Below are 10,975 nucleotides of genomic sequence, written 5' to 3'. Positions count from 1 at the left end.
GCAGCAGGAGCAGGTAACCCGGACCGTTGCTTTCAACCTGAATCGCGCTCCAGCCGGGCAGGCTGTCAGGGCCGATCTGGTCCCCTCTCCACGTCACTTCCGTGCTGCCGTCGATCAGGTAAACCCCACGCGTCGACGACGCCAGCGTTGTCGCGCCGTCATCTTCAACGGTCGTCGTGACATGACCAATTGTGCCATCATTGTTCAGATCAACGCCGTAGAACACCTCGACATCGACAACATTCGCAATCGGGCGACCGCTCAAACGCGCGCCCTGATCGTCAAGCGTCCACTCCGCGTAACGGCCATCGTCATTGCGCCAAAGAATAAGGTATCCTTGGCCATCGTCTTCAACTTGAATGGCCGTCCAGCCAACGAGGGAATTCTCCCCCATAACCTGACCATTGAAAGTAACTGCGACATTCGAACCCGGACCACCGATCAGGTAGATACCTTGCGCGGCGTGTTGAAGCGCGGTTCCAGTCGTTTCGACGTCCGAGATCTGAGTTGCGTTCGTCAACTGAGTAAGGTTGTAGCCCAGATTTCCATTCGAAAACTCGAAACGCTCCACGTCGCTGGACACTGTAAAGGTTCTGCCGGTGATAACGTCCAGAAACTCGTAGGTACTGCCATTGTTGATGAACAGATACTTGCTGATGGCGCTTACGAATCTGACCGTATCAGTGCCAGTTCCACCCGAGAACGAACCTGTATTGTTTCTGACAATGGCGACGTCGTTACCGGATCCACCGTTTACAGTGTCTGCGCCGGATCCATTGGCGAGGTAGATTGTATCGCTGCCGCCACCGCCGTTGATCGTGTTGTTGTTCGATCCGTTGGAGGCTGAAAAAAAGGTGTCGTTGCCGCCGTTACCATTCAGAGTGTTTACGGCGGCATTGCCAAAAATGGTGTCCTTCCCAGATCCACCCGATGCGTTTTCGATAACAACACCGGCCGCAATCGTGAACCCGCCTTTTACGCCCCCAACATGAGACACGCCGCCGCCGCCCGTAGACGAATAATCAAGGGTGGCGGGTCGCAAATCGATAACTGTGATCCCACTGCCAGAATAACGGATTGTATCGGATCCGCCTGTGTCCCAAATGGCCTGATACCCGACGCCGCTGGCGTTGCTTGTGGCCAGATCGTATGTATTGCTTCCCGAGTTGTACGAATTGTTCGCGCCGTACATGTTTTGCAGCGCAGCAATATCCAGCGCACCCAATCCTGTAGCGCCACCCCATTTGGCGTCCACCGGCAGAATTCCGTTCTTGGAGGTCCAACCGTCATTGTAACTCATGACGGTGTAGACACCCTGGTTCAAACCCGAAGCTCCGAAAGAATCGAACGGTCCTGTGACGCCGCGCATGACTGTTGTACCCAACCCTGAATCGTGCGGGTGAGCCAAGCCAAGTGCGTGGCCCAGCTCGTGCAGCAGAGTCGTGAAAAAGTAGCCTCCGGCATCCCCGTTCCCACCCGGGCCTGCATCCCAGTAATCCGTGCTGAAGGCACCTTCGGAGGGGTTATTTGAGGGCGTATAGTGATACCCGAGCGTATACGGGGAATCGAAGAAGTACGGGTTGGAATTCGGTGCAAGAACCTCGTAAATGTCAGCGTCCTGCCAATTAGAGACTTCTACGAACCGTATGTTGGCAACGGATTCAAAAACAGCCAGTGCCTTCCTGAAATCGTCTTTGTACGCGTTTGTCCAAGGGGTGGAGCCCGCATATTGGTCAAAGTTATAGGTAATCGTCGTTGTGGTATTCGGGTTACCGTTACCATACGCGCGGGTTCCTTGGATCGCGCTCAGTGGAGACGACGAAGGAGGAGTTGAAATATTAACAACCATTGCAAGGCCCTAAAAAATTCTTTGGACAAGAAGATTCATGTCCAAGTTGTCATTATTGTGGCGAGGCTCTCGCCTTAAGCGAGAAATTGATCTTTTGGTTAAAGGATGTCCAGTGCGTGTCACCCTGACACTACTGACTGTGGCCTCTTCTCAACAACTGAGAACGGACGGTCGACAAAACCCGCGCACCTAATCTGCATGCAGAGAATATCTAAACCATAACAAATACTTATATCTTACATACGCCATTAGTTCAGTTTTGAAGAGGCGGCCTGACTCACCTGAACTTCAATTCACACCCATTTTCTCTGTGGCATCTTCCTACGTCAAAGGCGCATGATCAAGGCACTTTGACCCTATCGCCCCGCGCCATCTGGACACTCGATTTGATTTCCCATAACTATGTAATGTTATTACATTCATCTCATGCTCATGTTCATGACTCACGCCTCAAAGACCACGCCAAACCCGACCAATGATCTGCGCGTCCCGGTGACATTGCTCACCGGGTTCTTAGGGGCGGGTAAGACGACACTGCTTAACCGAATACTTGCGGAGTCCAGTTCGGGACCCATTGCGGTGATCGTGAACGAGTTCGGCGAGGCGGGGCTGGATCACGATCTGATTGAATCGGTGGACGGCGACGTGATGCTGATGTCATCCGGCTGCCTGTGCTGCTCGATCCGCGGGGATCTGTCGGACACGTTCGTCAAGCTGCTTGCCCGGCGCGACGAAGGCATGCTGCACTTTGACCGGATCGTGATTGAAACCACGGGCCTGGCCGATCCCGGACCGATCCTGCAAACGCTTTTGGTTGATCCATATCTGGCGCGGAATACACGGATGGATGGCATCGTCACCGTTGTGGACGCCGTCAACGGCCCCGGGTCGCTGGATGCGCAATTCGAAGCCGTCTCGCAAGTTGCGCTGGCCGATCTGATCGTGCTCAGCAAGACGGATCTTGTCTCTGACACTGAATCAAAGGCCGTGACCAAGCGGCTCCGTGACCTGAACCCGACCGCCAGCATCATGCGCGTTTCGGATCGCGAATTCAGCGCGAACGGGATGTGGAACCTGACAAGCATGCGCGACACCGCAGGCCAACAGGACGCACTGGCCTGGACGACACCCAAAGAAAATGCGGACCCTCTTGGCAACCTGTCCGGGCTGCTGCCGGGCTCGGCGGCCAGCCCCGTATCAACGATCGAGTTTCGCCGTCATGACACCGACATAACGTCCATTTCGATTGTTCTGGACGAGGCCTTGGATGACGACCTCTTTGACAAGTGGTTCGACACTCTGATCGCCCACAAAGGCCGGGACATCCTGCGTGTTAAGGGCATCCTGTTTCTGGACGGAATCGAGACGCCATTTGCGTTCCACGGGGTCCAGCACATCTTTGATCCGCCTGTCCCGATAAAAAACTGGACCGGGGAAGACCGCCGCACCCGCATCGTGTTGATCGGACGCAACCTGAACCGGCCCGAGATTCAGCGCAGCCTCGATTTGCTGCGCAAACCACATCCCACACACATTCAAAATCCTACGGAGCATTAACGCAATGACCGATACCCGACTTCCCGTCACCGTCCTGTCCGGTTTTCTCGGCGCGGGCAAAACCACATTGCTCAACCGTGTCCTGAACAACCGCGAAGGCCGTCGTGTCGCGGTGATCGTCAATGACATGTCCGAAGTGAACATCGACGCGGACCTTGTGCGCGCGGACACGGAACTCAGCCGCACCGATGAAACATTGGTCGAGATGTCAAACGGCTGCATCTGCTGCACCCTGCGCGATGATCTGCTGCAAGAGGTGCGCCGACTGGCCGAAGACGGCCGCTTTGACTACCTGCTCATCGAATCCACCGGTATTTCTGAACCGCTTCCGGTCGCAGCGACCTTTGATTTTAGGGATGAGCTGGGCGAAAGCCTGTCCGATGTCTCGCGGCTGGATACGATGGTGACGGTGGTGGATGCGGTGAACCTGCTGCAGGACTTCTCCAGCCACGATTTCCTGCGCGACCGGGGTGAGACCATGGGCGAGGAAGACGACCGCACGCTGGTCAACCTGCTGGTGGAACAGATCGAATTTGCCGATGTGGTCATTCTGAACAAGGTGGTCGATGCCGGGCCGGACCGAACCGATGCCGCGCGCAAGATCATCCGCAGCCTGAACGCCGACGCGCGCATCTTCGAGACCAATCACTCCGACGTGGCCGCCGAGGCCATTCTGGATACAGGTCTGTTCGATTTCGAGAGGGCGCATGAGCATCCGATGTGGGCCAAGGAACTTTATGGGTTTGCGGACCACGTGCCTGAGACCGAGGAATACGGCGTTACCAGTTTCGTGTACCGCGCGCGTCAGCCCTTTGAGCCCGAAAAGATCCTGAAAGTGCTGAATGGGGACCTGCCGGGTGTGATCCGCGCAAAAGGGCATTTCTGGCTGGCCACGCGTCCGAACTGGGTGGCCGAGTTTTCCATGGCGGGCGCGCTGTCTTCCGTCAAACCTTTGGGCACGTGGTGGGCTTCGGTCCCGAAAGAGCGGTGGCCGGATCATGAAAGCGCGCGCGAATATATGCAGGCCCATTGGTCCGAACCCTGGGGTGATCGGCGGCAAGAGATTGTGTTCATCGGCTCGGGTATTGACTGGCCGGTATTGAAAGTGCGGTTGGACGACTGTCTGGTCCCCGAACATCTGGCCTCGGGTCCCGAGGCCCTGCCACTGGACTTGCCTGACCCCTTCCCGGGCTGGCGACGCGAAGGGGAAGCGGCGTGACTTTGGCACATACCGAGATCAGGAATGCCGCAATCGGCGTTGGTGTTGCGGACAGGCCCGAAGACCTGTCCGTGATCCGAAAACCCGGCTGTGCGGCAGCGATCTGGCGCAGGCAACCGCCGCTGGGCTTTCAGGACTGGATCGAAAGTCTGCATCCCGACCAATTGCCTGCCGCACGCATGGTGCTGCGCCCCGGTGCAGTAAAAGAGGCCGTTCAGCATCTGTGTGACATCGCAGGTACTGAGGAAGGTCCCGAACGCACATGGCTGGTCGAAGACATCGCCGACCTCTCGGCCCGGTTTGCCGGGATCATGCGCGCGCCCTATCTGCGCGTGCGCCTTGGCGTCGTCACCACAAACGCCTGCCGCAAGTTCCACATTGACGCGATCCTCGCGCGACTCATTTGCACCTATCGGGGAACCGGCACGCAATATGGCATCTCGTCCAATGGGGCAGAGCCGCAAAAACTGTTCACCTTGGCAACGGGGTGCCCCATGGTGATGCGCGGCTCGCGCTGGCCCGAGACACCGGCTTCGGGATTGTTGCACCGGTCCCCACCCATCGAAGGGTCTGGGGAAACCCGATTGGTTCTGGTGCTGGATCCGATTTTCGATACCGAAGACGCATAAGAATGGCGGGCAATCTTGGCCAGACGAAACTGAAAAAACGGCGGCGGCGGGAAGATCCCATGCGCGAGTTCGACCGGCTGCCCCCGCCTTTGCGTATGTGGCTGGCAAACGCGGCGCTGCCCTGGCGGCCCCGGTCCGTTCGCCGCGCCTATGACCGCGCCTTGTCCCGCACCGGCGATCCACAGGTTGCCTTGCAGGAACTGGATCGCCTGCAGGACCAGCAATTGTCGAAAGACGGGTTGCAGGGCGCAGCCTGCTAGCCACGCGCCCACAGGCTTCCCGACAGGCAATAAAACTGTGAGTTTCGCGCCACACACCCACCGGCTTGGCGGTTCTCGTTCTTGCGGACAAATTCGGCGCTTGCGCCGTGAATGACTGCTCGTCAAAGATGCTTGCAAAAGGCGTCACTTATAGAACGAGGTTGCAATGCAAACGTTTAACATTGGCCGGGTGCCTCCGCTGACTTTTGGGGCCGGACGTTTGTCGAAGGTTCCGGATATCGTGGCGAATTTGGGCGGCGGCCCGGTGCTGATCATCGCGGACACCATTCTGGCCGACCTTGGTGTTACGGACCGGCTGACGCAGGATCTGGCTGCACATAATTTGCCTTTTGTTCTTGCCGCAAATGTCGCGGGTGAGCCCAAGGAAACTCTGGTCGATGACCTGTCGGCCAAGGCGCGGGAAACCGGGGCCACAAGCGTCATTGGTCTGGGCGGTGGGGCAGCCATGGACACGGCCAAACTTGTTGCGGCCATAGCCAACAGCCAAAAACCGGCGCGCGACTTTGCGCTGGCAGCGCAACCGTTGCCGCAGGACGGTCTGCCCGCAATCGCGATCCCGACAACGGCCGGAACCGGGTCCGAGGTCACGCGCACATCGATCGTGTCCACGCCCGAGGGGTTGAAGAACTGGTATTTCGGCGAAGAGCTGATGTTCGCACAGGCCGTGCTGGACCCCGAACTGACGCTGAGCCTGCCGCCGCACATCACGGCGTGGACCGGCATCGACGCGGTCGCGCACGCGCTTGAAGGGGCAACGGCACGTTCAACCAGCCCTGCCGGTCTGCTCTATGGTCTGGAAGCGTTGCGCATTCTGTCGGACGCCCTGCCCCGCGTGGTGGCAGACGGGTCTGATCTTGAGGCGCGCGGACGCGTTCTTTGGGGCAGCACCGTCGCCGGTTTGGCCCTGCACAATTGCAACACGCATATGGGGCACAATATCAGCCATGCACTCGGATCATTGGCACGGGTCCACCACGGACATGCAACCGGTCTTGCGCTGGAGGTCAGCCTGCCCTGGCTTGTCGCCCGATCGGACGGGGCCGAGAACTACGCCCTGGCAGCCCAAGCCCTTGGAGGACCGGCTACGGCAGAGGCACTGCCCGACGTTTACATAGGCCTGATGCGCGCCTGTGGCATCGCCGCAGAACTGCCTTCCGTCTGCGCGGGTCTGACGGATGCTGACCTTGCTGCAGCCATGAAGATCCCCGCAAATCACTCCATGTCGCAGAACTCTGCCTGCCCCGTCTCGGATCACGACCTTGACGAAATGGCGGCCTTGATGATGCGCTTGCCGGTGGCCTCGGCGGCGGCTTAGGACACGAGGTTACCTGACCGGTCATGTCGTTTGATACCGCGCGGGTAGAACGCGGAGCTATGGTAATTTGGCCATTGGTCCTTGGACTGTGCCGTTGCACCGATTGTTATTTGAAAGCGCCATGCGCTAACGTGGCGGCATGCCCGTAGCCCGCCCGTTCTTTGCACTCAGCCGCGTTCTGACCATTGCCCTGCTTGGTTTAGTCTTCGTGGCCGCGCAGGGTCATGCCTCGACCCGCGTGGCGCTTCTGATCGGCAATTCGAATTATGCCTCGCCGGACATGACGCTGCGCAACCCGGTGAATGACGTCGCCGCGCTGGGGTCGGCCCTGACCGAGCTGGGTTTCAGTGTGATCCGGGCGACCGACCAAAACGTCGCCGGGATGGAACAGACACTGGATCAATTCGGCACCGCCGCCAAAGGGGCCGAGATGGCCGTGTTCTTTTACGCAGGCCACGGCGTTCAGATTGGCGGCGAGAACCATTTGATTGGCACCGATTTTGCAGGCAGTGATGTGGCCGCACTCAGACGCAGTTCCCTGACGCTGGACAGGGTACGCGACGTGATGTCCAAAGCGGGGCCGGATGTTGGCATTCTGCTGCTGGATGCCTGCCGCAATAACCCGTTTTCTGACAGTGGTATGGTCGCACAAGGGCTGGTTCGAATGCGCGGCGGCGCGGGCCTGCTGATTGCCTATGCCACCGATCCCGGCAACGTGGCCTATGACGGGCTGGGCGACAACAGCGTCTTTACCACCGGCCTTCTGGACCATATCGCAACGCCCGATCTGGACGTGCGGCTGATGTTGGGACGGGTGCGGCAGCAGGTCGTGCTTGAAACCGAGGGGCGTCAGATCCCCTGGGTCGAAGAATCCGTGCTGGACGAACACAGCTTTGCCCCCGGCCTGCCCCTGGACGCACCGCAGGATACAACGGCGGCGGATCTGGCGCAGTGGCGCAGTATCTCGTCTAGTTCGGATGCCCGCGTGTTTGAAGACTATTTGCAGGACTACCCCGACGGTCTGTTCGCAGCCTTCGCACGGGACCGGATTGCCGCCCTGACAACCGGATCATCCGGGTCATTGGCCGTTCTGGGCGCGTCGCTGTCCGAAGCCAACCCGGAAAAACTGGCAACCGCGCTGGTGGCGCTTGGACACCTTAGCGACGGGCAAACGCGCGATCTGGGTCCGGCGCTGGACAGCTATCGCCGACGCCTGCCCGCGCAAGAGACCGCCTCGGCCGAGCGACTGTATGAGGATGCCGCACAAGTGTCGGTGTTTCTGGCCGCGACCACATTGCAACGTCTTCGCACCGACCTTGTTGCCCTGCGCAGTGTTGAACGCACGCTGGCCATTGCCGAAGATGCGCTGGGACAGATCGAAGAGATTGCCCGCTCGAACCCCGACGCGCTGCCGGTGCTGCAGCAGGCGCGCAATGACGTGTATGACATCTACCGATCCCGAGGCATCATCCTGCGACGGCTGGACCAAAGCCGCAGCTACTATGACGAAGTCCTCAGACGGTCTGTCGTCTTTTTTCCACCCGACGTTGATACCTCGATCATCAGCGCAGCATCGGGATCAAACTCGCTGGGCCTTGCAAGCGCCCAGCTGACAGATGACGCCGCCCTGTTCCTGCGCCATGTTGCGCAGGCCGAGGACAGCAAAAAAGGGAGTTACCAATGGCTGGCCGATCTCATACCCCCCGAATAAGCGCAGCTGTGCTTGCCGTCTCGATGGCCCTTTCGGCCTGTAGCGACACCAGTCAAACCGCTGCTCCGCCTGCGGGCACTGGCGGCGCGACACAGGCCGAGGCTGATCTGGCGAAACAGGCGGCGGCGATGCAAAAGACCATCCTGCAAGGGGCCATTGCAGGGGGCGTGACCGGCGGGGCCATCGGCTTTGGCATCGGTGGCAGCGACGATATCGGCACCGGATTTTCCATCGGGTTGGGTGCTGGCGCCCTTGCGGGCACCTATGTGGCCTTTGTTCAGCGCAACTATGCCGGGCGCGAGTCGCGGCTGCGGCAGATCAAAAAGGACCTCGACCGCAACGCGTCCGAAATGCAGACGACGATCAATGTCATGAATCAGGTTCTGGCGGCGCAAAAGGCCGAGTTGGATGCGTTGAACGCGCAGGTCGCCTCGGGAACCGTGGATCAGGCCGACTTGCAGCGCGAACTGGCCGAGGCGAACGGCAACCTGACACAGATGGAACTGGCCATCGACGGGGCCACCAAACGACAGGCCGAGTTCAACGAGGCGCGTAACCTGACCATATCCCGCGGACAGACTGCTTCGCCCATCGATGGCGATCTGGCGGCTTTGTCCAATCAGATAACCCAGATGCGCGGCATCGCGGGCGATCTGGCCTCGTCACTATGAGGGGTGTGATTATGCTCCGCCTCGCCTTACCTTGTGTGCTTCTGGCCGCTTGCCAGACAACCACCGACCCTGCCGAAGGTGGGTTCTTCTCGGGCGTCTCGGGGATCGCGACGGGGGCTTATGACGACCGGATCACCGCCGCCGAGGGCGAAGTTGCCGAGGCCCAAGCCCGGAATGACGCATTGTCCGCGCAAATCCGGGCATCGGAATCCGAATTGGCGCAGTTGAAGCTGAGGATCCTGCAACAGCGAGACGCGCTTGGCGGTACTGATCCAGCCACGGCAGCGCGCATTGATCGGGTTCTGAACACCACTCCGGGCGGTGCGACGCCCGACGCCAAACTCGCCGCCCTACAACGCAGCATCGCTGAAGCCCGCGCCCTGAGCAGTGATTTGGCGAAACTGTCGGGGTAACGGGATGGTGCTGGCTGGTGTGGCGACCGCAATTCTGGTCGCCAGTACCTGACCCAAGCAGTCATTTAGGCGGCTGCGATCTGCCCGGCCTTTTCCACCAGCACCTCCGCCTGACGGATCGAGGCATAGTCGATCAGCCTTCCATCCAGTGACACCGCGCCTTTGCCCTGTGCCTCGGCCTCGGCCATAGCGACAAGAATGCGTTGCGCCTTGGTCACCTCGGCGTCCGAGGGCGACATGACCTCGTTTGCCAGGGCAATCTGGCTGGGATGAATGGCCCATTTGCCTTCACAACCCAGAACCGCCGCGCGTTTGGCTGCTGCGCGATATCCGTCGGGATCCTGAAAATCCCCGAAAGGTCCGTCGATGGGGCGCAGTCCGTTGGCCCGCGCAGCGACAACCATACGCGCCAAAGCATAATGCCACATATCGCCCCAATGCGTCGCCCGGCCCCCATCGGCATCAGCATCAGTCAGGACCGAGTAATCCGGGTTCACGCCGCCAATGATCGTCGTGCGCGCGCGGGTCGATGCCGCATAGTCCGCAACCCCAAAATGCAGGCTTTCATTGCGTTTCGAGGCTGCCGCGATCTCGCTGACATTCTGCATTCCCAGAGCGGTTTCGATGATGTGCTCAAACCCGATACGTGTCTTGTAACCCTTGGCATCTTCGATCTGCGTGACCAGCATATCGACCGCATAGACATCTGCCGCCGTGCCCACCTTGGGGATCATGATCAAATCCAGCCGCGCGCCTGCCTGTTCGACCACATCAACAACATCGCGATACATGTAATGCGTATCCAGACCGTTAATGCGCACCGACATGGTCTTGGTGCCCCAATCGATATCGTTCAGCGCCTCGATGATGTTCTTGCGGGCCTGTTCCTTTTCGTCCGGCGCAACGGCGTCTTCGAGATCGAGAAAGATGACGTCCACGTCGGATTGCGCGGCCTTTTCGAACATTCCGGGCTGGCTGCCGGGGACGGCCAGCTCGCTGCGGTTCAGGCGGGCAGGGGCCTGGTCAATGGAGTGAAAACTCATGGGTTTGGGTCCTTTGTCTTACAGGTTCGGATAGATCGGGAAGCGTGCACAAAGGTCAGCGACCTCGGCCTTGACCTTTGCCTCGACGGCGCTGTTGCCGTCTTCGCCATTGGCGGCCAGACCATCGACAACCTCGATGATCCAGTCGGCGATCTGACGGAACTCGGTCTCGCCAAAGCCGCGCGTGGTGCCTGCGGGGCTGCCCAGACGGATGCCCGACGTGATGGTCGGCTTTTCGGGGTCAAACGGCACGCCGTTCTTGTTGCAGGTGATATGCGCCCGGCCCA

General features: G+C 59.5%; 10 protein-coding genes and 1 pseudogene. 8 read left to right on the top strand and 3 right to left on the bottom strand.

Going from position 1 to position 10,975, the window contains the following annotated elements; translation table 11 throughout:
* Positions 1-1,849, bottom strand: a 1,849-nt coding sequence (locus ACR0C9_RS21705) for a matrixin family metalloprotease (RefSeq protein ID WP_480627441.1), incomplete at its 3' end; no start/stop codon positions are given.
* Positions 1,850-2,287: 438 nt separating this feature from the next.
* On the opposite strand from ACR0C9_RS21705, the gene ACR0C9_RS21700 reads away from it, so the two are divergent.
* From ACR0C9_RS21700 to ACR0C9_RS21665, 8 genes are all read left to right on the top strand, one after another.
* A complete protein-coding gene (locus ACR0C9_RS21700; RefSeq protein ID WP_480782043.1) occupies positions 2,288-3,406 on the top strand; it encodes a CobW family GTP-binding protein in 1,119 nt (372 codons plus the stop codon).
* A 4-nt stretch (positions 3,407-3,410) separates the two neighbouring features.
* A complete protein-coding gene (locus tag ACR0C9_RS21695; RefSeq protein ID WP_480782042.1) occupies positions 3,411-4,625 on the top strand; it encodes a GTP-binding protein in 1,215 nt (404 codons plus the stop codon).
* On the top strand, positions 4,622-5,254 hold the full coding sequence (locus ACR0C9_RS21690) for a DUF1826 domain-containing protein (protein WP_480782041.1): 633 nt from the start codon (positions 4,622-4,624) through the stop codon (positions 5,252-5,254). The genes ACR0C9_RS21695 and ACR0C9_RS21690 overlap by 4 nt, the downstream gene beginning before the upstream one ends.
* Before the next feature lie 2 nt (positions 5,255-5,256).
* Positions 5,257-5,514, top strand: a complete 258-nt coding sequence (locus ACR0C9_RS21685; protein WP_170456802.1) for a DUF6525 family protein — start codon at positions 5,257-5,259, stop codon at positions 5,512-5,514.
* Between the two features lie 166 nt (positions 5,515-5,680).
* Positions 5,681-6,850 (top strand): iron-containing alcohol dehydrogenase, encoded by a 1,170-nt coding sequence (locus tag ACR0C9_RS21680; RefSeq protein ID WP_480782040.1) that lies wholly within the window; start codon positions 5,681-5,683, stop codon positions 6,848-6,850.
* A 139-nt stretch (positions 6,851-6,989) separates the two neighbouring features.
* Entirely contained in the window at positions 6,990-8,561 is a 1,572-nt protein-coding gene (locus tag ACR0C9_RS21675) for a caspase family protein (RefSeq protein ID WP_480586795.1), read from the top strand.
* Positions 8,531-9,232, top strand: coding sequence for a hypothetical protein (locus tag ACR0C9_RS21670; protein WP_480586792.1), 702 nt, complete (start codon positions 8,531-8,533; stop codon positions 9,230-9,232). The genes ACR0C9_RS21675 and ACR0C9_RS21670 overlap by 31 nt, the downstream gene beginning before the upstream one ends.
* Before the next feature lie 11 nt (positions 9,233-9,243).
* Entirely contained in the window at positions 9,244-9,645 is a 402-nt protein-coding gene (locus ACR0C9_RS21665) for a hypothetical protein (RefSeq protein WP_480782039.1), read from the top strand.
* Between the two features lie 65 nt (positions 9,646-9,710).
* Here ACR0C9_RS21665 and ACR0C9_RS21660 read toward each other — a convergent pair whose 3' ends face one another.
* Positions 9,711-10,688: an HpcH/HpaI aldolase/citrate lyase family protein gene (locus ACR0C9_RS21660; protein ID WP_480782038.1), complete on the bottom strand. Its 978-nt coding sequence runs from the start codon at positions 10,686-10,688 to the stop codon at positions 9,711-9,713.
* Positions 10,689-10,706: 18 nt separating this feature from the next.
* A pseudogene (glyA, locus tag ACR0C9_RS21655) lies at positions 10,707-10,975 on the bottom strand (serine hydroxymethyltransferase); the annotation flags it as partial.

The sequence above is a fragment of the Ruegeria sp. C12 genome (assembly GCF_056537745.1).
This window is presented reverse-complemented; position numbering and strand designations above follow the sequence as displayed.